This is a genomic window from Gaetbulibacter saemankumensis DSM 17032, assembly GCF_000425645.1.
Taxonomy (GTDB): Bacteria; Bacteroidota; Bacteroidia; order Flavobacteriales; family Flavobacteriaceae; genus Gaetbulibacter; species Gaetbulibacter saemankumensis.
In genome coordinates this window covers 936,690-958,355 of sequence record NZ_KE384430.1, presented here as the reverse complement: position 1 = coordinate 958,355, position 21,666 = coordinate 936,690, and the positions used below count along the sequence as shown (strand labels likewise).

Below are 21,666 nucleotides of genomic sequence, written 5' to 3'. Positions count from 1 at the left end.
AAATTAAATAAGTTGATTCAGTGCTATTTCGAATGCTGTTGCACTTAAACCCGTTTTTTGTTGGTTTTTATTATGTACGTTTATTATTGCTTCCTTTATTTTATTAGATGTATCATTAAAAATAGCTTCATCAGTCATCTGCACACGTCGCTCCATGAAATAAGCAAAAACACGTGCCATACCACAATTTGAGATAAAATCTGGAATTAAACTCACTCTACTATCAGTAGCTTCCATGATAGGTCCGAAAAATATTTCTTTGTCTGCAAACGGAACATTTGCACCACATGAAATTACTTCTAAACCATTATTTATCATCTGATTTATTTGATTATCAGTTATTAATCTTGATGCCGCGCAAGGTGCAAAAATCTCTGTATTAATAGACCAAATTTTTTCATTTATTTCATCAAAAGGAATTAAATTATCACTTTCTAAAGTATTTCCTTTTTTTGCTAAGAATAATGCTTTTATTTCTTCAAAACTAAAGCCCTCTTCTTTTATTAAGCCGCCGGCAATATCAATAATTCCAACTACTTTCGCTCCCATTTGAGCTAAGTAATAAGCTGCCGCTGCCCCAACATTTCCAAACCCTTGTACCACGGCTCTTTTCCCTACTACTGAACCATCATAAATGTCATAAAAATGTTTTACTGCTTCTGCCACACCAAACCCAGTAATCATATCGGCTACGGTATATTTTCTCTGCACACTTGGCGAGTAAATCGGATTTTCAAGAACTTTTATAACCCCTTGTCTTAATTGACCAATTCGATTAATTTTATCGGCTTCTGTAGGTTTAAAATGTCCGTTAAAAACGCCTTCCTGAGGATGCCAAACACCACTTTCTTCAGTAATTGGAATAACTTCATGAATTTCATCAACATTTAAATCACCTCCCGTACCATAGTAACTTTTTAATAAAGGAGAAACCGCTTTATACCAACGTTCTAAAACGCCTTTTTTTCTTGGATCTTTCGGATCAAAATTAATTCCTGACTTCGCGCCTCCTATGGCAGGACCTGACACAGTAAACTTAATCTCCATCGTTTTTGCTAATGACAACACCTCATTGACATCTAACCCTTTACGCATACGCGTTCCTCCACCAGCAGCACCCCCTCTTAAGGAGTTAATAACTACCCAACCTTCGGCTTCTGTATCAGAATCTTTCCAGTTAAATACTATTTCAGGTGCTTTGTTTTCATACTTCTTTAATAATTCTTTCATTGTTCTTTTTTAAAAATGTTAGTTGTAGCTTATTGGTAATAATCTTAATGTTTGTTAGTAATGGTTATTAAGCGTAGCTATAACTGTGTCATGATTATAAAAGTGATTAAATTATTAATTCAACAAATCTAAAAAATTATATTATAAATGATTAAAATTATGATACTTTTAAGGAAGATATATTTCTCCAGAACTATGGTTTTTTGTAGCTCCAGTAACACTCTTTAAACAATTTACCTGATTTTCAATTTTTAAGACACCTAAGAAAGCAAAAATTAAAGCCTCTTTAAATTCGACAATCTGCTCTGAGGGAGTAATTATATTATGAATAGCATATTTTTTTAACAGATTTATAAGAAACTTATTATAAGCGCCTCCACCTGTTACTAACACGGTACTAATTTCAGTTTTATTAATTTCTGAACTTATTTGAATAGCAATATGCTCTACAAATGTTCTTAAAACATCTTTCACTTCAAGATGATACGAATCTATTAAAGGCAACACCTCTTTCTTAACCCATTCTAGACCCAGTGATTTTGGAGGCTCCTCACAATAAAACCTTAACGCATTTAATTTTTCGAGTAAGGATTTATTTATCACGCCTGCCGCAGCTACACTACCTCCATCATCAAAATCAAATCCAATTGTCCTCACATAATGATTCAAAACAACATTTACCGGACAAATATCATATGCGATGCGCTCATTATCTATCTCATAAGAAATATTAGCAAAACCTCCAAGATTTAAACAGTACTGATAATCAGAAAACAACAGCCTGTCACCTATCGGAACCAATGGCGCCCCCTGCCCCCCTAAAGCAACATCCTGAACTCTAAAATCACAAACGACTTTTTGTTTTAATAATTTCGCCAAAACAGGTAAATTTCCTATTTGATAAGTAAATCCATTCTCAGGTTGATGCATAGCTGTATGCCCATGTGTGCAGATTGCATCAATTTCAACAATATTATATTTATCGATAAAATCCTGTATGACTTTGGATAAATATAAAGTATATGATTTATCAATCTCTTTCAATTCCTGAATCGAACATGATACAAGGTCTTTTAAAATTATAATCCAATCAGAATTATAAGCAAACGTTTCAGCATACAAAATTTCAAATCCCCATTCAGATTTAAGGCTAAAGTCCACATAAACTATGTCGACACCATCCAAAGAGGTCCCAGACATAACACCTATAACCTTATATCTTGATTTTATCATATTGTGCAAAAATAACAATAACCATTGAAAATTTATCATTAAAACACTATATTTGATGACAATTTTTATTAAATCAATATTTTAACATCATTGCTATGGATTTTAATCTTTCAGAAGAGCATATCATGATTCGTGAAGCTGCTCGCAATTTTGCTCAAACAGAATTGCTGCCCGGAGTTATAGAACGTGATGAAAAACAACAATTTCCAGATACCCTAGTAAAAAAAATGGGAGAACTAGGATTCCTAGGGGTAATGGTCGATCCCAAATACGGTGGTAGCGGCATGGATGCCATATCCTATGTTATAATCATGGAAGAATTATCTAAAATCGACGCATCAGCATCAGTTATTGTTTCTGTAAATAACTCCTTGGTTTGCTATGGTATGGAAGCCTTTGGATCTGAAGCTCAAAAAGAAAAATACCTCACAAAATTAGCAACAGGAGAATATATAGGCGCTTTTTGTCTAAGCGAACCCGAAGCAGGCAGCGATGCCACTTCACAAAAAACTACCGCCATCGATAAAGGCGATTATTACTTATTAAATGGCACAAAAAACTGGATTACCAATGGTGGACGTGCCGATGTATATTTAGTTATTGCACAAACCGATAGAGATAAAGGCTCACACGGGATTAACGCTTTTATTATTGAAAAAGGCATGGAAGGATTCCATATAGGTCCCAAAGAAAATAAACTTGGTATTAGGGGAAGCGATACACATACTCTACAATTTAATGACGTAAAGGTTCCAAAAGAAAACCGTATAGGCGATGATGGCTCAGGTTTCCGATTTGCTATGAAAACCCTTGCTGGTGGACGCATCGGTATTGCTGCTCAAGCTCTTGGTATCGCATCTGGAGCCTATGAATTAGCTCTCAAATACTCTAAAGAGCGTAAAGCCTTTGGCACCGAAATTTGCAATCATCAGGCTATTGCTTTCAAACTAGCCGATATGCATACCGAAATTGAAGCTGCCCGACATTTAGTAATGAAAGCCGCTTGGGATAAAGATCAAGGAAACGACTACAACGTATCCAGTGCTACTGCTAAACTTTTTGCTTCTACTGTAGCCATGAGACACACAACCGAAGCCGTACAAATTCATGGTGGTAATGGTTTTGTTAAAGAATATCATGTAGAGCGACTGATGAGAGATGCCAAAATAACTCAGATTTATGAAGGTACTTCAGAAATTCAAAAAATAGTCATTTCCAGAACTCTAACTCGAGATTAATTTTTTCTACCAATTAAGACATAAACATATTCAGTCTAGTTATAAAGTCGCAAGCTTCTTTGCGACTTTATTTAATCTATATTTTATCTTTACAAAAAATAAACACGCTGCTAAAAACATGTATCTTTCAGCCTACTTATGTTAATTAATGATGTTTAACTTTGAGCTAAAGAACTTCATATTTCTAATAGGCACAACATTGTTATAAAACAAATCGTAAGACAATATCATGATTAAATATATAGAACAAACCACATCTTACTTACAAGATAAAGGATTCGACAAACCAGAAATTGGCATTATTTTAGGAACAGGACTTGGTCTGTTCCTTAATGAAATTGAAATTATTCACGAAGTAAGCTACAATCACATTCCTAATTTCCCAACAGCCACAGTTGAATTTCATAGAGGTAAATTAATTTATGGTTTACTTGAAGGTAAAAAGGTCATCATTATGCAAGGACGTTTTCACCTCTATGAAGGCTACAGCCTACAAGATGTTACTTACCCTGTACGCATCATGCAAAAATTAGGTATTAAAACCCTACTGGTATCAAATGCTGCAGGCGCCATCAACCTGAACTTTAAAAAAGGGGAACTTATGCTTATTGAGGACCATATTAATTTACAGGGCAGCTCGCCATTGGCATTTAAAGGTGTTGAACAATTAGGAACACGATTCACAGATATGAGCGCCCCTTATAATGCCGACATTAATTCAACATTTAAGGCAATTGCTAAAACTAATAACATAGTGCTCCATGAAGGTGTTTACGCGAGCGTAGTTGGACCTCAATTGGAAACCCGAGCTGAATACCGTATGCTTCGAACCATAGGCGCTGATGCGGTGGGCATGAGTACAGTTCCTGAAATTATTGTTGCCAATCACCTTAATTTGAAAGCGGCTGCCATTTCAGTTTTAACAGATGAGTGCGATCCCGATAATCTAAAGCCAGTAGATATTACTGAAATTATCGATATGGCCTCTAAAGCTGAACCTTATATGATTACTCTATTTAAAGAACTCATTAAAGTTCTTTAGTATTAAAAAGGCTTAGAATATTAATCTAAGCCTTGTTCTATCTATACTATATAATTTAATAACAAAGACATTGTTCTATTTTAAAGACAACGCCAAGACTGTGCTGCCAATGCTTTGTTAAATAAGCCTCAAAGGAATGCTTATATGTTGTTTCCCAACTAACGCCAATAGTTTCGGATAACCAGTATTTTAATCCGATAGCCGCATTCACGGTGGCAGCTCCCACTAGTTCACCGCCAGTTTCGGAAAGCGTATTGTAAGTTCCCTCCTCAATCCAAGTATATCCTAAACCCACTCCGGCAAATGGTTCTGCCTTTTCCGATTTAAATAAGTTATTAATATTTGTGTTAATCATAGCATCAAAACCAAGATATGTAAGCTTATCTACTTTTACTCGAGGTACATCGGGAAATTCTCCCCATTTTGATATCTTATTAAAAGATGCTCTTACACTTAAGAACATATCTTCATTTAAATACCTCGCCACTTTTAAGGTTGGAAGTCCTATATTCCAATGATCGCTTGCATTAAAAAATTCATCAAAAAATGGACCTTGAGGAGCATCTTCCCCAACAGAATAAACGTTTACTGCATTAATTCCAGCTTCAAACACCCATGGGCTCTCACCAATACTTTGAGCAATCATAGGTAATCCAACTAGAATGGAAAATAAACTCACTAAAACTTTTTTCATACTTTTTCGGTTAAATATTAATAAATTCAGGGCTAATCGAACATGTCTTTAAAAAATTAAATTGATTTTATAACTCCATTCAATTCCTAAAAATTAATGTCGACTCATTATTTACGAATTGTTTCTCAAAAAAGATGTTTCATAAGCAAAATGTGAATTAACGAAGTCAAATGGACCATGTAATATTGCCTCCCTATTCAATTTGGATTACCAGGATTAAAAATTCCAAAAAGCATGTGAAATACAGATTCTAGCTGAAGAGTTTCCTTCATGTCTCCGATATACCTAACCAACCTAAAAATAAATGTTGTTGGTTTTGAAGGCAGCATGCAACGATTACAATTTACATACTTCAATCATATAAAAATGAAGTTATCAAGGTTGACGTTATTAATATTTAATTTTAAAATAAGCTAGTAAATGACTCAACGTCCAAGCTGGACCAATAAGTAAAAATTGTAAATCTTTTAAAAATGATGGTTTTTTACCTTCATGGTTATGCCCAATAAATTGTCCAATCCATGCAACCACAAAAATACCAAGCATAAATTTCCAAGATGACACCTTAGTTAAACCGTTAATAAAATGGACACCATATAAAATCATTATGGAAAAAATCAGCATACCAAAAAACAACACATACGATAATCGTAAATAATATAATAAACCAAAAAATAACACTATAACACCCAAATTGAGATAAGGATACAAAACCGATGGCAAAACACCACCGAAAACACCCACCAAAGAAACTTGAGAAAGCAATCCTATCAAACTAAAAAATATAGCAGGCACACATATGTAATGTATCCTAATATTAATTATTGTTTGATGACTTTCAGCATATTCATTTAATAATTTATCAATTTTTCGCATAGTTCATCTTTTATATTAGTAATACTTTTTAACTTTCAATATTAGAGCTACACCAAATAAAACTCTGAGATTAACTTTTATTTCGTCCTGTTTCATCAGGGTAGAAAGTTCTAACCACATTACTTTGAAATATTTCTTTAGTTTCCACATTCATTCCTGAAAGAGGACCAAAAAATGCTGCCCCGGTATCTATATTCCAAACATTAGCCGCGTTCATAGGCTCATAACAATTGTAATTAATGGTAGGCGTATGCCCAATAAAAATTTCATTGTAATGCTTCAATCGGTTTGGATATAACTCTGAGGTTTCTTCCATATCTTTATCTAAAGCCAAGGCCATTTCCCACAAGGTTCTATCATAATAAAATGTTACTGCAGACACTTCCTTTTCAACCCCGTGCATTGAAGTAAACCCTGCATGTAAAAACAGCCTATTATTAACGTCAATATGATATAGGCTCATACTATGAAAAAATTCAAAATGTCGTAATTTATCGTCTGTAGAAACATTCTCGTAACTCTGTATGGTTTCCTTACCACCATGCATGTACCATATGGGATCAACATAATTATTTTTTAACCACGCTTCACACCATACATCATGATTTCCTTTTATAAAGACACAATTGAATGTTTCCGAAAGCTCTATTAAAAATTGCACTAACTGAGCAGATTCACTCCAACCGTCAACATAATCACCTAAAAAAATAAGTTTATCTCCCTGTTTTATTTCTATTTTATTGAGCAACTGAACCAGCGCCTTTAGTCCGCCGTGAATGTCTCCTATTACAAATGTCTTCATACAACTATTTTATAACAAAACTAAGGAAGAGATTTTAATTTTACTTAAATACATAAAATACGTTATCTTCAAAAGTAATTCCTTTGATTATATTGATTTGTCTGTCTACCCTATTCTTAATTGAAAGTACATCACAAATATAAGTTGTATTAATTCAAAAGACATTTTACTTAGTAACACGATCAATTTAATGAATCACAACAACAATTCCTACAAGAAAAAAACCACATCAACATCATTGATTTACAGTACATAACACTTAAAAATAACTAAAAATAATTTTTCAAAATGAATTAAAAAATACCTTACCTTCGCGTCTTTAATTTAACCCAAATAAATGTCAACAAACAAGGTAACAATACCTGCTTTTTTTGAATCCAACACTATCTCTAAAGTAGTTGAAGCAATATGGGTTATTATTAACGAGGCTGGATTTTTTCTTTACAATTTCATAGAAATTATTGTGGAAAGCACAAAAAAAATTGAGCCCACTACATTATTCAAAAAATATGGTAAAGCATATTTAAAAGCTTCAGATTGCATCACCCATTCGAACCAAAATCCAAATATTATCGTATTTTTAGATAAAGACCATAGTGATTACCCCAAAGAATCAACCAACATTGTGAATCATCTAATTTCAAATAATATCGATATGGTTATCAGTACACGTATACCTAAATTACGTGAACCTAAAAATATAACTCCTCAGAAAAATTTTAAAAACTTGTCCGCAATCCGACTTAGGCCTTTTCTTTTTCAAGTGAAACATATAAGTTTAGGTTCTTTTCCATATATAAAAAACACATTATCATATCCCGAAACCCCTGTGATTTACAGAAATCGCATTGGAGTTTCGAAAGTATCCAATACCATTAAATGGAGTTTTTTAGCAGAGGTTAAAATCTTAAGTTCGATTTTTAAATACAGTATTAAAAAATGATATTACAAACAGCAATTATTGTTATTTACACCATTGCGCTACTACTTATATTCATGTATGCGCTTGCTCAATTAAATCTACTTTTGAATTATTTATCTTCAAAAAGAAAAAATGACGATTGTGAGCCCTTAGAGTTTTCAAATCCAGAGGAGGTACCATTCGTTACCATACAGCTACCTGTTTATAATGAAATGTATGTAATGGAACGTTTATTAAACAATATCTCTCAAATAGATTATCCGAAAGATAAATTAGAAATTCAAGTTCTAGACGACTCTACCGATGAGACCGTAAAATCTACCAAAGCACATATTGAAGCGTTAAAAATAGACGGTTTAAACATACAACATATTACAAGAACTGATAGAAAAGGCTATAAAGCTGGAGCTCTAAAAGAAGGATTAAAAATTGCCAAAGGGGATTTTATTGCCATTTTCGATTCGGACTTTTTACCAGAAAAGGATTGGCTTAAACGCACCATCCCACATTTCACAGATGATAATATTGGGGTTGTACAGACTCGTTGGGGACATATAAACCGAAACTACTCTCTTTTAACCAGAATTCAAGCATTTGCTTTAGATGCCCATTTTACTTTAGAACAGGTAGGAAGAAATAGCAAAGGGCACTTCATAAATTTTAATGGAACGGCTGGTGTTTGGCGTAAAGCTTGCATTTTAGATGCCGGTAACTGGGAAGGTGATACACTCACCGAAGATTTAGATTTAAGTTACCGTGCCCAATTAAAAAACTGGAAATTTAAATACTTAGAAGATGTTGAAACACCTGCAGAATTACCAGTTGTAATTAGCGCGGCGCGATCTCAACAATTTAGATGGAATAAAGGTGGTGCCGAGAACTTCAGAAAAATGATGTGGCGCGTTTTAAAAAACGAAAACATTTCTGCCAAAACAAAAGTACATGGCTTACTACATCTTTTAAATAGTACCATGTTCCTAAATGTATTAATCGTAGGTATATTGAGTATTCCTATGTTGTACATCAAAAACGAATACACCCATTTGAAACCATACTTTTATGTGATGAGCTTCTTTGTGGTTAGTACGGTTATATTCTTTATTTGCTACTGGTATATGTATAAAAATATTTATGGTAGCGGACTTAAAAACTTCATTAGATATATTGGTATGTTCTTCATGTTCTTTAGTATCGCAATGGGCTTTTCCTTACATAATTCTATTGCTGTATTAGAAGGCCACCTTGGCAAGAAAAGTGAATTTGTGAGAACCCCAAAATTCAATATTAATAACTTAAAAGACAGCTGGAAGAAAAACAAATACTTAAGCAAATCTATTTCAATTCACGTTATTTTTGAAGGCTTATTAATGCTGTATTTTGCTTTTGGAATGTTTAGCGCTTTCATAGTAGGCAACCAAGGTGGTGATTTTGGGTTATTTCCTTTTCACCTCATGCTGTGTTTAGGGTTTGGTTATGTATTTTTTAAATCTATCCGATCTAAAGCCTAAATTATAAAGATGAATTAAAAAAATAACCTGTGTTGATCAACACAGGTTATTTTTTTACAATTAATTTTCACTTTGTAAAACTATAAATTCTAGGAGTTACTAAAAACTGTTTAATCCTATTTTGTAAATAAAACAGACTTTTCTCCTTCACAAAAAGACAACTAAAACAACCTCACCCTATAATTAGGCAAGGTTATTTTAGCTATAAAAATCACTCTATTGCCCTAAAGTGGTTTTAAACTTTCTACTCTATAGATAACATCATCTTCGTCTTCATCTTCGACAAAGGTGATTCTAAAGTCTTTATCAATAAGACTCTTATCATTTTTTAAATCAAATTGCTTTAAAACACGGGGATGCACTTCTTCAAAAGCTAATTCCTCCCCATTTTCAAACCAAAAATTGTAATAACCGTTTTTGTAGGACTTAAAAACAGCAGTTCTCATGGTAATATTTGTTAGTCGTTATCGTCGTCTGAATCTTCATCAACCATATCCGGTTCTTGAATCGCCTCGGGATCATTGCCTTCAAAATTCTCATAATCGTCCTCGTCGTAATTCTCCATGGTTATGGCTAATTTAGAGCTTACCTTTACAAGGTATTTAGTATCTTCTGTAGTTACCTCTACGGCTTCTATAATTTCATTATGACTATTTCTAAATGATATGATTTGATCATCATCATAACCATCTGGATATTTCTCAACTAAAAGCGCTAAAATTTCGGGTGTTAGTTTTTTGAAATCTACTATAACACGCTTTAAATTATCTTTTCTACTTTTCATATAGGGTTCTTTTTTTTGATTGGTTAATGGTTACATATCCAAAAGATAAGCAAAAATCAAAGGAGCCACAATAGTAGCATCACTTTCAATAATGAACTTAGGTGTATCGATATCTAATTTACCCCAGGTAATTTTTTCGTTTGGAACGGCTCCTGAATACGAACCGTAACTGGTTGTTGAGTCGCTAATTTGACAAAAATAACTCCAAAATGGCGTATCTGTGCGTTCCATATCCTGATATAACATAGGCACCACACATATTGGAAAATCACCAGCAATTCCTCCTCCTATTTGAAAAAATCCGATACCGTTTTCTGAATTGTCGGTATACCAGTCAGCTAAGAAGGTCATATATTCAATTCCAGATTTCATAGTACTAGCCTTAAGCTCTCCTTTTAAAACATAGCTAGCAAAGATATTCCCCATGGTACTATCTTCCCATCCCGGACACACAATAGGTAAATTCTTTTCGGCAGCAGCATACATCCAGGAATCTTTTAAATCGATTTCATAGTATTGCTCTAACACTCCAGAAAGCAACATTTTATACATATACTCGTGCGGTAAATAGCGCTCTCCTTTATTGTCAGCTTCCTTCCATATTTGAAATATATGCGCTTGTAAGCGTCTGAAAGCTTCTTCTTCTGGAATACAAGTATCTGTTACTCGATTTAATCCCTTTTCAAGTAAATCCCACTCTTCTTTAGGAGTTAAATCGCGATAATTAGGCACGCGCTTATAATGCGAATGCGCTACTAAATTCATGATATCTTCTTCCAAATTCGCTCCTGTACATGAAATGATTTGTACTTTATCCTGACGAATCATTTCAGCAAAACTTTTCCCTAACTCCGCAGTACTCATAGCTCCCGCTAACGACACCAACATTTTAGCGCCAGAAGCTAATTGTGCTTCGTAACCTTTTGCAGCATCAACCAATGCAGCAGCGTTAAAATGCAAGTAGTGTTTTTCTATAAATTGTGATATTGGTCCTTTAGTACTCATCGTCGTCATTAAATTTTGAAGCGTTATTTTTTTGTTTTGAATTGTCGTATGTATTATCGTATTCGTCATCTACGGCTTCATCCATAAATTTATAACTTAACATTTTATAATACAATTTTGCTGCTAAAAAATCTGAAGATTTTTCTTGACTATTAGGACAAAGCTCTACAATATCGAAGCCTACAACATTTCTCTCAGCAAATACCTGTTTTAAAAACTCAAGGGTTTCGTACCATAACAAGCCACCAGGTTCAGGTGTTCCTGTACTCGGCATAATTGAAGGATCGAAGGCATCTAAATCGAAAGTAATAAATACATTATCGGTCATTTGATCGATAGCTGAATCCATCCAAGTATCATCAACCGCCATATCATGCGCAAAATACGTTTTATCCTCATCCATTACGGTTTTCTCCATAATGTCCATAGAACGAATACCTACTTGAATCAAATTGGTTGTCTGACTTGCTTCATACACAGCGCAGGCATGATTACAAGAAGTTCCTTCGTAAATTTTACGCAAATCGGCATGTGCATCAATATGCAATACCGTTAAGCTTGGATACATTTCATTAAAAGCACGAATGGTTCCAATTGAGATAGAGTGTTCACCACCAAAGATTGTTACGAATTTGTTTTTCTTAATATACTTCTTTGTTGCCTGATGCACGGCTTCAACCATACTTTCCGGTGATTCGTTTTCCGTTACAGCATCAGCTAAATATACACCTTGTTGATATACCTCTGTTCCGGTTTCTATATCATAAAGCTCCATATTAGCGGATGCATCCAAAAACGCATCAGGTCCTTTATCGGCTCCTTTTTGCCATGTACTTGTGCCATCGTAAGGCACAGGAATTAATACAATTTTTGCACGTTCTAGTTTCCCAAATTCTTCTGGAATACCAGCATAGGTATTAGTTTTCATAACCTAAAATTTTAAGTAAGTCTTCACTTTTTTGTTGTTCACTAAATAATTTTGTTGTAAAAGTTCCTTCGGCATCTTTATCTATTAAAATATGCTTCGGACTGGGTATTAAACAGTGTTGCAAGCCTCCAAAACCGCCAATGGTTTCCTGATAAGCACCTGTATTAAAAAAGCCAATATATAAAGGTTTTTCTTTGTTATATTTTGGTAAGTAAATGGCATTCATATGCTGTTCACTATTATAATAATCGTCACTATCACAGGTTAAACCGCCCAATAAAACACGCTCGTAACCTTCATGCCAACGGTTTATTGGCAACAAAATAAATCGCTTATTAATCGCCCAAGTATCCGGTAATGTAGTTATGAATGATGAATTAATCATATTCCACTTTTCACGATCGTTTTGTTGCTTTTGATACAATACTTCATAAACTGCACCACCACTTTCTCCAACTGTGAAACTACCGAATTCTGTAAAAATATTAGGCACATCGACACCTTCTTCTTCACAGGTTACTTTAATTTGATTAATAATCTCATCGACCATATATTCATAATCGAATTCAAAAGCCAACGAATTTTTTATTGGAAAACCACCACCAATATTTAAACTATCAAGACTCGGACATATTTTTTTCAGATTGGTATACACCTTTAAACACTTGTGCAGTTCATTCCAATAATAGGCATTATCACGAATGCCTGTATTAATGAAAAAGTGTAGCATTTTAAGATTTACCTTTTTATTTTCTTTAATCTGATTTTTATAAAATGGCACAATGTTTTTATAACCAATACCTAATCGTGAAGTATAAAATTCAAATTTGGGTTCTTCTTCCGAAGCAATGCGTATCCCTACATTAAATTCGCCTTTAATTTCTGCCGATAACAGGTCAATCTCCTCGTAATTATCTATAATGGGTATGGCATTTTTATGACCTTCATTAATTAAACGGGCTATATTAGTAACGTACTGAGCCCGCTTAAACCCATTACTTAATACAAAAGTCTCATCGGTAATTTTACCTTGTTTTTTTAAATTTTCAACAATATCAATATCGAATGCCGACGAGGTTTCTATATGTATATCGTTCTTTAAAGCTTCGTTTAATACATGATTAAAATGTGAGCTTTTAGTACAATAACAATAATTGTATTCGCCTTGATAATCGTGCTTCTCAATAGCGTCTGTAAACCATTTTTTAGCACGCTTAATATTATTAGATATTTGTGGTAAATATGTAAATTTCAATGGTGCCCCATAGGTTTCAACCAATTCCATAAGGTTAATACCATGAAACTCTAATGTCTTATTTTCTAAGTTAAATTCCTCTTGAGGAAAATCAAAAGTCTGATTAATTAAATCAATATATTTAGTATTCATTTATTTTTTAAAAATGTTAAAAAAGCAATTTATAGTTTAACTACAGGTTAAGGTAATAAAAAATAAAGAATATCAAATCTGTATCTGACTTTGAGTTGTAGGCACAAATCCATACTGATGCTGACTAGCATAGATGGGTAAAACGGAAGTTAGCTTTAAAATTCGGTTACTTATCTTATAAGTTGCTTTTGAATATGACTTCCTATTTTTCAAAAGCCCGAACGTATAAACAGAGTTCAATTTGTTCAGCTAAAAAGAGAAGCAAATGTAATTTATTTTTAAACACAGTAATGTGTTTTGATCTTTTTTTTAATAAAAATTTATAAGCTCTAAAACGACTGTCACCACAAGGGCCAGGCCATATATTACAGGTCCTGTTGACACCTCATTTTAAACGTTTCACGTCTGTTCCAAATACAAAAAAGTCAACTTATTAGTCGACTTCTTTTAGTATATAAATGATCCGTTTATATGGACTATAACATTTTTAAATTATTCAATTCCTGCTCTGTAAGATGTTTCCAGTGACCGCGCGGAATATCTTTCTTAGTTAGGTGGGCAATTGCTACACAATCTAAACTCACAATATCGTATTTTAAATAATCGAAAATGCTGCGAATAATGGTATTTCCAGTATTTTTAATTTTTAATCCTATTTCCTTTTTAGAAGCACCGTCAATATAGCTTATCTCTTCTACCTCAATAAATTTATCATCAATTTTAAAACCAGCCTGAATCTTTTTTAAATCTTCCAGTTTTAAATTTTTATCTAATTCTATATGAAATAAGCGTGGCACTCCATTTTTAGAATTGGTAAATTTCTCTACGATACTATCATCGTTCGTGAAAAGTAATAGCCCTTTAGAGTTTCTTCCTAAACGCCCTATAGGTTTAATTCTAGAACTTGTAGCATTAGCCACTAAATCCATAACCGTTCTACCTTTACCCTCACTTGTTGTGGTAGCAAACCCCTTAGGCTTATTCAATAACACATAAGCTTTCTGCTCTGGGTTAATACGTGCCCCATCATAACGTACCTCATCGTCGGGTTTTACCTTATAACCCATTTCGGTAATTACTTTGCCATTTACAGATACTAATCCAGTAGCAATATGCACATCCGCCTCCCTACGTGAACAAACACCCGCGTTTGCCACGTATTTATTTAATCTAATTTCATTTGAATTAGATACTTTTTGAGGCGCAGAACTCACTTTCTTAACAGGCGCATTTCCTCTCGCAAAACTTTTGGTTTTCCCAGTGCCATGCGTTCTGCTATAGCTCTTGTTTTTACCTCCCTGCTGCCCTCTTCCCGATGGCTTACCTTTTCCGCTTGTTCCTTGATTTCTGCTCATTACTTTATTTTTGTGCAAAGATATATTATAAATAACGATTATTATCTTTTCTAATAAACTAAAATAATCGGTTCATTACCACATTAATATCTATCAGTAAAATACTAAAAACACCACAAACAATGATGAATTTTAAGATATTATGAAGAACAATATAATGCAATTTCGACTTAGACCAATACAATACCAAATTAAATACTGCTAGTAAGGCTACACATAAATAAAAATATAAATACATATAACCCAGTTCGAAATAAAATAACAGTAAGTAAATTGGAATTAGCGCTAATAGAGACAGCACTAACAACATAGCCTTCGAAACTCTTTCTCCATAGACCACCGGTATTGTTTTATAATTCAAAACCAAATCCCCTTTTAAATTTTCAAGATCTTTAGTAAGTTCTCGCATGGATATTATTAAAAACAGGAAAATAGCATGAACAAAAATAACATGCTCGAAATTCTTGTAATACATAAAAATGGCAAAGAACGGTGTAATAGTAAGAATCGCAGAAGTCAGGTTACCAATAAACGGACGTTTTTTAAGCTTATGAGAATAAAACCAGATTCCAAAAATATATAATGAAAAGAACAGCACAGCCTTAAACGACACATAGCTAGCCATAACAACGGCTAAAAAATTAAGCACAAAATAAAGCGACAATTTTGTGTTTTGGCTTACCAATCGATCTAACCTCGATTTTATAGGCCTGTTAATTAAATCTTTTTCCGAATCGTAAAAATTATTAATTATATACCCACCCGCTATGGTAACGGCCGAGGCTAGTACTAACATAAGTAAATTAGGATCGAAAACCACTTCCCTAACTGTTTTATCATGAGCCAGAATATAAATGGAGGTTAAATATTGGGCTACAATAATGACCATGATATTATAGCCACGCACCACAGAAAACATACTTAAAAACTTAAATAGAATATGTTTTTGTCTTCTGGATATCATGAAAAATATTTTGGCAGCTTATACCTAAAGGTAAGAAAGCGAAAAAAAAGAGCTTAGAAACTGTATACCAACTCTAACTTGTAATCTTTAAGAGATTGCTTAACTTTATCAAAATCTTCAGTAAACCCTAAGATATAACCGCCCCCGCCAGAACCACAAAGTTTAAGATAATACTCGTTAGTTTCAAGACCATTTTGCCACAGCTCATGAAATTGTTTTGGAATCATGGGTTTAAAATGATTTAACACCACTTTAGATAGGCTTTTAGTATTTTTGAATAGTGATTTTATATCTCCTTTCAAAAAATCTTCAACACAGGCATCGGTATGTTTTATAAACTGATTTTTAAGCATATTACGGAAGCCTTCATTTTTCATGTTTTCCATAAACAAGCTCACCATAGGAGCCGTTTCCCCTATAATACCACTGTCAATTAAAAATACAGCCCCTTTTCCATCCGCCTTCTGAGAAGGAATCCCGGTTGCTTCTATATTATCTTTTGAATTGATTAAAATTGGAATACTTAAATAGCTGTTTAGAGGATCTAAGCCAGAGGACTTTCCATGGAAAAACGATTCCATTTCAGAAAAAATACTTTTAAGCTTTAAAAGCTTTTCACGGGTTAAATTCTCTAAAACTGTTATTTTATCTTGAGCATACTTATCGTAAATAGCCGCTACTAAAGCCCCGCTACTCCCAACTCCATAGCCTTGTGGTATAGAAGAGTCGAAATACATGCCAGATGTCACATCATTTTTTAAAGCATCAATATCAAAAACCACTAATTGAGGATCGATATTTTCCAAATAGGAAGCAAAACGTTGCAAACTTTCATTAGAAGCCTTAGCCTCATCCGAAGGATGCTCACTTCGTTTTAAACCACCATTATAAAAGCTGTATGGTATCGACAAACCCTTGGAATCTTTAATAATTCCATATTCTCCGAAGAGTAAAATTTTTGAGTAAAATAAAGGTCCTTTCATGTATTTATAGCTCTTAGCTTTATAAATATACGTATTATTAATTAATTTGGATGGCTCCAAAGCCAATTTGATCGCAAATATACTGCCCGTTTTGACAATATACAACTAATTCATTCTTAATGAATTCCAAAACTTTTGTAGTTTCGTTTTCAGGGTATAACACATGTACATTAGCCCCAGCGTCGAGCGTAAAACACACTTTAGATCCTGTACTTTGTCTGTAAGCCCATATTTTATTAATAATTTCCAGCGTGTTCGGCTTCATAAGTATAAAATATGGCATACTAGTCATCATCATAGCATGAAGCGTAAGAGCCTCACTTTCCACCAAAGCAATAAACTCATTAAGATTCCCAGTTTCTAGAATGGTTTTAATTTTTGAAATATTGGTATTTGCCTGCTCAAAGCGTTGTTCGGCAAAAGGATGTCCATACATTAAATTATGCCCCAGCGTACTACTTACCTGCTTCTCTCCTTTATCAACCAACAGAATCGTATCCTGATAATTTTTGAAATTTTCATGTACCTCACCAGGGTATTTCACTCCAAATAAATCGGAGCTTCCCACCACATCGCTGTGATTTCCCCAAACTACCAAATCACCCTCTAAACTTCTACAAGCACTACCTGAACCTAATCGTGCAAGAAAGGATGCTTTTTTAATAAAATAAACCTCATCCATACCATCATTTAACAATTTCTCAATACTCATTAAACAAAGGGCTAAAGCACTCATTCCTGAGGCCGATGAAGCGATCCCTGAACTATGCGGAAAGGTGTTTTCTGTTTCAATTTTAAAATAATAATCTTTTAAAAATGGAAAATAACTATAGATTCGTTCGAAGAAAGTTTCAATTTTTGATTTAAAACTATCTTTCTTTTCGCCGTCTAAAAACACATCAAATTCAAAAGTTTTATTACTAGCTTTCTTTGAAAAAGATAAGGCCGTAATGGTCTTGCAATTATTAAGTGTAAAACTAATTGACGGATTTTCAGGAATTTGATTTTTCTTTTTTCCCCAATATTTCACTAATGCAATATTACTGGGGGATTCCCAGGTAAACTGACCACTTTCAACAGTTTTTGAATAGGATGCTGGTATAAAATCTTGCGCTGTCATTTACTAATTTTCTGCGCACAAAGATAAGAGTTTTAGCATTGTTTTATGGTTTCTTGTCGTTGCGATTATTTTTAATTTTCTTTCAAAGAAGTTATTAGTGCATTTGGCCCGACCATACCCTTTTTCACAAAATAAATACACACAAGAACTGGTGATATGAAATGTTTCATTAGGATATGATTCTTTTGAAAGCGAAATCAGCTTTTCCTCTTCAGGTTTTGTATAAAACAACACATAATAACTCGAATCCTTTTGTTCTTCTGAAAACGGGCAATCTGTAATTATACGCTCTATTTCGGCTTGAGTTTTTACAAGAACCGGAATTTCAAACCCGAAATGACTTTCAATAGTATTTTGAATTGTTATTGATAGTTTTTTAACATCAGTTTTTAGCGTTTCGAAAACAACATTTCCACTTTGTATATAGGTTGTTACGTTTTTAAGTCCTAATTGGTTTAATACATTTCTAAGCTCTAACATCTGGACTTTTTTCTGTCCACTAACATTAATCCCTCTTAAAAACGCTGTATATCGTATCATTTAATTTGAAATAGCCTTGGCTACAATATAAGCACCTGTCCAGGCATTTTGAAAATTAAACCCTCCTGTAATGGCATCGACATTAATCACTTCGCCGGCAAAGTATAAATCTTTTATAATTTTACTTTCGAAAGTCTTAAAATGAATTTCTTTTAAATCAACACCACCTGCTGTTACAAACTCATCTTTAAAAGTACTCTTCCCGGTTACCTTAAAAACAGCTTGCGTAAGTTGATTTGCCAGATCCTCTAATTGCTTTTTATTCATATCCGCCCAGCGAGTTGTTTCAGTCATATTGGACGCCAACACCAATTTTTGCCACAAACGTTTTGGCATTTCAAATTGTGATGATTTAAAAACAGATTTCTTAGCTAAATCTTGCTTAAACACCTTTAGCCGCTCTAGGCAATCTTTGGTAGACTGCTTAATAAAGTTAACTTCTATATCAAAGTTATAATTCCGCTCTGCCAACTCCAAAGCACCAAAAGCCGATAATTTTAAAATTGAAGGTGCACTCATACCTACATGTGTAATTAACAAAGGCCCTTCACTAAATAAATCCGTACCAAGCACACGTACTTCAACATTTTGCGCAACCACCCCGGGAATTTCTGCAATACGTTCATCTTTTATATCGAAAGTAAACAACGACGGCACCGGAGATTCAACTTTATGCCCCAATGACTCTATAAGCTTCCATATTTTAGGGCTGCTTCCTGTTGCTATAATAAGTTTATTGCAAGCATACTGGTTAGATGAAGTAGATATCTCAAAATGATTAGAATAATCATCTCCTACTTCTGAAAGCACCTTAATTTCATTTACACCCTGATTGTATAAAACCTCAACACCATACTTGTTAGCTTCAGTTAAAAAACAGTCTATAATTGTTTGAGACGAATTAGATGCGGGAAACATGCGCCCATCTTCTTCAATCTTTAATTCTACTCCTCTATCTTCAAACCATTGGATGGTATCACCTGTCATAAACTGGTGAAAGGGCCCCAATAATTCCTTTTCCCCTCTAGGATAGTTTTTAACTAATTCCTGCGGAATAAACTCAGCATGAGTTACATTGCAACGACCACCACCTGAAATCTTTACTTTTTGCAGACCTTCTTTTGCCTTTTCCAGAATAGCAACTTTTAAATCAGGATTTTGTTCCGCTATATTAATGGCTGCAAAAAATCCGGCAGCACCTCCACCAACTATAATTACATCGTATTGTTTCATATTCTATCGGGATAGTCCGAAATGATGCCATCTACACCATAGCTTTTCATTCTCGCTATGGTTTCTTCATCGTTCACCGTCCACGTATTTACTTTATATCCTTGTTGTTGCGCGAAATTAACGTTCTCGCGGGTTAATAAAGCAAAATTGGGATGAATAATTTTAGCATCAATCGTTTCAGCAAACTCTATGGCTTCAGCTACATTGGCTTTAGTTAATACCGCCAGCGGAATGTTTTTATTTAGTTTATAAACATCTTCCAATTCGTGATGCTGAAAACTAGACACAATAAAATCGGTATACCGCCAACCCTTCTCTTTGACATACCTATCAATAATCTCACAGGTTTTTGCTGCTGTATGCTTTCCTTTTAATTCAATATTCAATAGGCAGGTTTTATCTATCAAATTCATAACTTCCGCTAATATCGGAATTTGGTAATGCTCATTCACTTTAAGCGCTTTAAGTTCTTTTAAAGTATGCTTACCAATTTCACCTGTTCCATTGGTCATTCTATCCAATGTAAAATCATGAAACACTACCAACTCCCCGGAAGCACATTCGTGCACATCAATTTCAATACCATCCACATTAAAACGCAATGCTTCTTGAATTGATTCCATAGTATTTTCTGCTACATACGCCTTTGCTCCTCGATGCCCCATTTTTAACCCTTTATAATTCACTTATTTCTTTTTAATCGGTCGCATTAAACCTTCTTGGGTTACCGAAGCAATAAGCTTACCATCCCTTGTAAAAATATTGCCCCGAGCAAAACCGCGTGCATTAGATGTATTAGGAGACTCGATAGAATAAAGCATCCAATCGTCGAAATCGAAATCCCTAAAATACCACATTGAATGATCTAAGCTAGCCGTTTGTGTATTTCCATAATGCGCTTTGCTCGCATGTCGATTCATAGCCGCTGCCAGAATATTATAATCCGAAATATAAGTTAAGATTTGCTGTTTGGTTGCATGATCTAATGTTTCAACCTCCCCCTTAAGTTTAAACCAAACATGAGTAAATGACGGTAAATCTTCTGTATTAAATGGATTCACCACTTCTACCGGTTTAAATTCTAAAGGACGCTCTACCTCAATAAAACTTTTAGTTCGGGATGGAATGGCATCTCCGAACTCGCTTAGCATATCTGTCCAGCTTAACAATTCTTCTGGTTGCTTAATATGCTTAGGCATGTCAATTTGATGATTATAGCCTTGCTCCTCTTTATGAAACGAAGCCGACAAGATAAATATAGTAGTTCCGTTTTGAGCAGCCGTTACACGCCGCACCGAAAAACTCCCCCCATCACGAACAATACTCACTTTATATTCAATAGGCGTCTCTAAATCTCCGGATTCCAGAAAATAAGCATGCATAGAATGTAAAATACGATTCTTCACATCCGTCCTACTCGCGGCATTAATAGCTTGTGCCAAAACCTGTCCTCCAAACACGTTGGGACTGCCGATAGTGATGCTATTCCCTATAAAAGTAGTATCATCTATTCTTTTTAAAGTTATGAGGTCTACTAACTGATTAACCGTTGTCATACGCTTCTTTTTACAATGAACCTATAAATCTAATAAATGATAATAAGCTAACCATAATCTTTAAATGTATAATTTTATTAAAAACAAACATTTATGCCCCAAACATCCAGTACTCTTTATCTAATTTGCCAAAAAAAATGCGATTGCTAAAGCTTAAACTTTGGATGGTTTAGAAGGAATAAAATCATTTTCACTTATTGATAAGTACTCCTAGTTATAGATAAGTTTGTTAAAACTTACCCTTAAGTTGAAAGTTTAACGTATAT

Annotated in this window: 22 protein-coding genes; 4 read left to right on the top strand and 18 right to left on the bottom strand. The window is 34.0% G+C overall.

What is annotated here, in order from left to right; translation table 11 throughout:
- Positions 1–3 precede the first annotated feature (3 nt).
- Together H611_RS0110995 and H611_RS0110990 are read right to left on the bottom strand one after the other, a co-directional pair.
- Positions 4–1,230: a Glu/Leu/Phe/Val dehydrogenase dimerization domain-containing protein gene (locus tag H611_RS0110995; protein ID WP_027138425.1), complete on the bottom strand. Its 1,227-nt coding sequence runs from the start codon at positions 1,228–1,230 to the stop codon at positions 4–6.
- Positions 1,231–1,398: 168 nt separating this feature from the next.
- Complete coding sequence (locus tag H611_RS0110990) at positions 1,399–2,463, bottom strand: anhydro-N-acetylmuramic acid kinase (protein ID WP_027138424.1); 1,065 nt, start codon at positions 2,461–2,463, stop codon at positions 1,399–1,401.
- Between the two features lie 95 nt (positions 2,464–2,558).
- Between H611_RS0110990 and H611_RS0110985 the strand changes: the two genes are divergently transcribed.
- A complete protein-coding gene (locus H611_RS0110985; protein ID WP_027138423.1) occupies positions 2,559–3,701 on the top strand; it encodes an acyl-CoA dehydrogenase in 1,143 nt (380 codons plus the stop codon).
- A 229-nt stretch (positions 3,702–3,930) separates the two neighbouring features.
- Entirely contained in the window at positions 3,931–4,743 is an 813-nt protein-coding gene (locus tag H611_RS0110980) for a purine-nucleoside phosphorylase (RefSeq protein WP_027138422.1), read from the top strand.
- A 55-nt stretch (positions 4,744–4,798) separates the two neighbouring features.
- On the opposite strand, the gene H611_RS14240 is transcribed toward H611_RS0110980, so the two are convergent.
- From H611_RS14240 to H611_RS0110960, 3 genes are all read right to left on the bottom strand, one after another.
- Positions 4,799–5,437 (bottom strand): hypothetical protein, encoded by a 639-nt coding sequence (locus H611_RS14240; RefSeq protein ID WP_051238789.1) that lies wholly within the window; start codon positions 5,435–5,437, stop codon positions 4,799–4,801.
- Positions 5,438–5,827: 390 nt separating this feature from the next.
- Entirely contained in the window at positions 5,828–6,313 is a 486-nt protein-coding gene (locus H611_RS0110965) for an Mpo1 family 2-hydroxy fatty acid dioxygenase (protein ID WP_027138421.1), read from the bottom strand.
- 70 nt (positions 6,314–6,383) lie between these two features.
- Entirely contained in the window at positions 6,384–7,115 is a 732-nt protein-coding gene (locus tag H611_RS0110960; RefSeq protein WP_027138420.1) for a metallophosphoesterase family protein, read from the bottom strand.
- 337 nt (positions 7,116–7,452) lie between these two features.
- On the opposite strand from H611_RS0110960, the gene H611_RS0110955 reads away from it, so the two are divergent.
- Positions 7,453–8,058, top strand: coding sequence for a hypothetical protein (locus H611_RS0110955; RefSeq protein ID WP_027138419.1), 606 nt, complete (start codon positions 7,453–7,455; stop codon positions 8,056–8,058).
- Positions 8,055–9,545 carry a cellulose synthase family protein gene (locus H611_RS0110950; protein ID WP_027138418.1) on the top strand — a complete coding sequence of 497 codons (1,491 nt, stop codon included), beginning with the start codon at positions 8,055–8,057 and terminating at the stop codon, positions 9,543–9,545. Before H611_RS0110955 ends, H611_RS0110950 begins: the two co-directional genes overlap by 4 nt.
- Before the next feature lie 224 nt (positions 9,546–9,769).
- Here H611_RS0110950 and H611_RS0110945 read toward each other — a convergent pair whose 3' ends face one another.
- The 13 genes from H611_RS0110945 to H611_RS0110885 form a co-directional block, all read right to left on the bottom strand.
- On the bottom strand, positions 9,770–9,991 hold the full coding sequence (locus H611_RS0110945; RefSeq protein ID WP_027138417.1) for a hypothetical protein: 222 nt from the start codon (positions 9,989–9,991) through the stop codon (positions 9,770–9,772).
- 11 nt (positions 9,992–10,002) lie between these two features.
- The gene (locus H611_RS0110940) at positions 10,003–10,329 is read right to left on the bottom strand and encodes a hypothetical protein (RefSeq protein ID WP_027138416.1); all 327 of its coding nucleotides are present in this window, start codon (positions 10,327–10,329) and stop codon (positions 10,003–10,005) included.
- A 30-nt stretch (positions 10,330–10,359) separates the two neighbouring features.
- Positions 10,360–11,334: a deoxyhypusine synthase family protein gene (locus tag H611_RS0110935; RefSeq protein WP_027138415.1), complete on the bottom strand. Its 975-nt coding sequence runs from the start codon at positions 11,332–11,334 to the stop codon at positions 10,360–10,362.
- On the bottom strand, positions 11,324–12,262 hold the full coding sequence (gene speB, locus H611_RS0110930) for an agmatinase (RefSeq protein ID WP_027138414.1): 939 nt from the start codon (positions 12,260–12,262) through the stop codon (positions 11,324–11,326). Before speB ends, H611_RS0110935 begins: the two co-directional genes overlap by 11 nt.
- Positions 12,252–13,649, bottom strand: a complete 1,398-nt coding sequence (locus tag H611_RS0110925; RefSeq protein WP_027138413.1) for a type III PLP-dependent enzyme domain-containing protein — start codon at positions 13,647–13,649, stop codon at positions 12,252–12,254. The genes speB and H611_RS0110925 overlap by 11 nt, the downstream gene beginning before the upstream one ends.
- A gap of 476 nt (positions 13,650–14,125) precedes the next feature.
- Positions 14,126–15,004 (bottom strand): pseudouridine synthase, encoded by an 879-nt coding sequence (locus H611_RS0110920; RefSeq protein WP_027138412.1) that lies wholly within the window; start codon positions 15,002–15,004, stop codon positions 14,126–14,128.
- A 58-nt stretch (positions 15,005–15,062) separates the two neighbouring features.
- Complete coding sequence (locus H611_RS0110915; RefSeq protein WP_027138411.1) at positions 15,063–15,968, bottom strand: geranylgeranylglycerol-phosphate geranylgeranyltransferase; 906 nt, start codon at positions 15,966–15,968, stop codon at positions 15,063–15,065.
- Positions 15,969–16,021: 53 nt separating this feature from the next.
- Entirely contained in the window at positions 16,022–16,951 is a 930-nt protein-coding gene (locus H611_RS0110910; RefSeq protein WP_027138410.1) for a mevalonate kinase family protein, read from the bottom strand.
- Between the two features lie 37 nt (positions 16,952–16,988).
- Positions 16,989–18,071 (bottom strand): diphosphomevalonate decarboxylase, encoded by a 1,083-nt coding sequence (gene mvaD / locus H611_RS0110905; protein ID WP_027138409.1) that lies wholly within the window; start codon positions 18,069–18,071, stop codon positions 16,989–16,991.
- 3 nt (positions 18,072–18,074) lie between these two features.
- Complete coding sequence (locus H611_RS0110900; RefSeq protein ID WP_027138408.1) at positions 18,075–18,611, bottom strand: DUF1697 domain-containing protein; 537 nt, start codon at positions 18,609–18,611, stop codon at positions 18,075–18,077.
- Positions 18,612–19,844 (bottom strand): BaiN/RdsA family NAD(P)/FAD-dependent oxidoreductase, encoded by a 1,233-nt coding sequence (locus H611_RS0110895; RefSeq protein ID WP_027138407.1) that lies wholly within the window; start codon positions 19,842–19,844, stop codon positions 18,612–18,614.
- Positions 19,841–20,530, bottom strand: a complete 690-nt coding sequence (locus H611_RS0110890) for a glycerophosphodiester phosphodiesterase (protein WP_027138406.1) — start codon at positions 20,528–20,530, stop codon at positions 19,841–19,843. Before H611_RS0110890 ends, H611_RS0110895 begins: the two co-directional genes overlap by 4 nt.
- Positions 20,531–21,400 carry an acyl-CoA thioesterase gene (locus H611_RS0110885; protein WP_027138405.1) on the bottom strand — a complete coding sequence of 290 codons (870 nt, stop codon included), beginning with the start codon at positions 21,398–21,400 and terminating at the stop codon, positions 20,531–20,533.
- Positions 21,401–21,666 lie beyond the last annotated feature (266 nt).

What these genes read in the sequence shown, in the direction of transcription:
- H611_RS0110900 (WP_027138408.1), bottom strand. Translation starts at nt 18,611, where the DNA reads ATGATACGATATACAGCGTTTTTAAGAGGGATTAATGTTAGTGGACAG.
- H611_RS0110885 (WP_027138405.1), bottom strand. Translation starts at nt 21,400, where the DNA reads ATGACAACGGTTAATCAGTTAGTAGACCTCATAACTTTAAAAAGAATA.
- H611_RS0110950 (WP_027138418.1), top strand. Translation starts at nt 8,055, where the DNA reads ATGATATTACAAACAGCAATTATTGTTATTTACACCATTGCGCTACTA.
- H611_RS0110910 (WP_027138410.1), bottom strand. Translation starts at nt 16,951, where the DNA reads ATGAAAGGACCTTTATTTTACTCAAAAATTTTACTCTTCGGAGAATAT.
- H611_RS0110945 (WP_027138417.1), bottom strand. Translation starts at nt 9,991, where the DNA reads ATGAGAACTGCTGTTTTTAAGTCCTACAAAAACGGTTATTACAATTTT.
- mvaD (WP_027138409.1), bottom strand. Translation starts at nt 18,071, where the DNA reads ATGACAGCGCAAGATTTTATACCAGCATCCTATTCAAAAACTGTTGAA.
- H611_RS0110920 (WP_027138412.1), bottom strand. Translation starts at nt 15,004, where the DNA reads ATGAGCAGAAATCAAGGAACAAGCGGAAAAGGTAAGCCATCGGGAAGA.
- H611_RS0110965 (WP_027138421.1), bottom strand. Translation starts at nt 6,313, where the DNA reads ATGCGAAAAATTGATAAATTATTAAATGAATATGCTGAAAGTCATCAA.
- H611_RS0110990 (WP_027138424.1), bottom strand. Translation starts at nt 2,463, where the DNA reads ATGATAAAATCAAGATATAAGGTTATAGGTGTTATGTCTGGGACCTCT.
- H611_RS0110960 (WP_027138420.1), bottom strand. Translation starts at nt 7,115, where the DNA reads ATGAAGACATTTGTAATAGGAGACATTCACGGCGGACTAAAGGCGCTG.
- H611_RS0110895 (WP_027138407.1), bottom strand. Translation starts at nt 19,844, where the DNA reads ATGAAACAATACGATGTAATTATAGTTGGTGGAGGTGCTGCCGGATTT.
- H611_RS0110915 (WP_027138411.1), bottom strand. Translation starts at nt 15,968, where the DNA reads ATGATATCCAGAAGACAAAAACATATTCTATTTAAGTTTTTAAGTATG.
- H611_RS0110995 (WP_027138425.1), bottom strand. Translation starts at nt 1,230, where the DNA reads ATGAAAGAATTATTAAAGAAGTATGAAAACAAAGCACCTGAAATAGTA.
- speB (WP_027138414.1), bottom strand. Translation starts at nt 12,262, where the DNA reads ATGAAAACTAATACCTATGCTGGTATTCCAGAAGAATTTGGGAAACTA.
- H611_RS14240 (WP_051238789.1), bottom strand. Translation starts at nt 5,437, where the DNA reads ATGAAAAAAGTTTTAGTGAGTTTATTTTCCATTCTAGTTGGATTACCT.
- H611_RS0110955 (WP_027138419.1), top strand. Translation starts at nt 7,453, where the DNA reads ATGTCAACAAACAAGGTAACAATACCTGCTTTTTTTGAATCCAACACT.
- H611_RS0110940 (WP_027138416.1), bottom strand. Translation starts at nt 10,329, where the DNA reads ATGAAAAGTAGAAAAGATAATTTAAAGCGTGTTATAGTAGATTTCAAA.
- H611_RS0110985 (WP_027138423.1), top strand. Translation starts at nt 2,559, where the DNA reads ATGGATTTTAATCTTTCAGAAGAGCATATCATGATTCGTGAAGCTGCT.
- H611_RS0110925 (WP_027138413.1), bottom strand. Translation starts at nt 13,649, where the DNA reads ATGAATACTAAATATATTGATTTAATTAATCAGACTTTTGATTTTCCT.
- H611_RS0110980 (WP_027138422.1), top strand. Translation starts at nt 3,931, where the DNA reads ATGATTAAATATATAGAACAAACCACATCTTACTTACAAGATAAAGGA.
- H611_RS0110935 (WP_027138415.1), bottom strand. Translation starts at nt 11,334, where the DNA reads ATGAGTACTAAAGGACCAATATCACAATTTATAGAAAAACACTACTTG.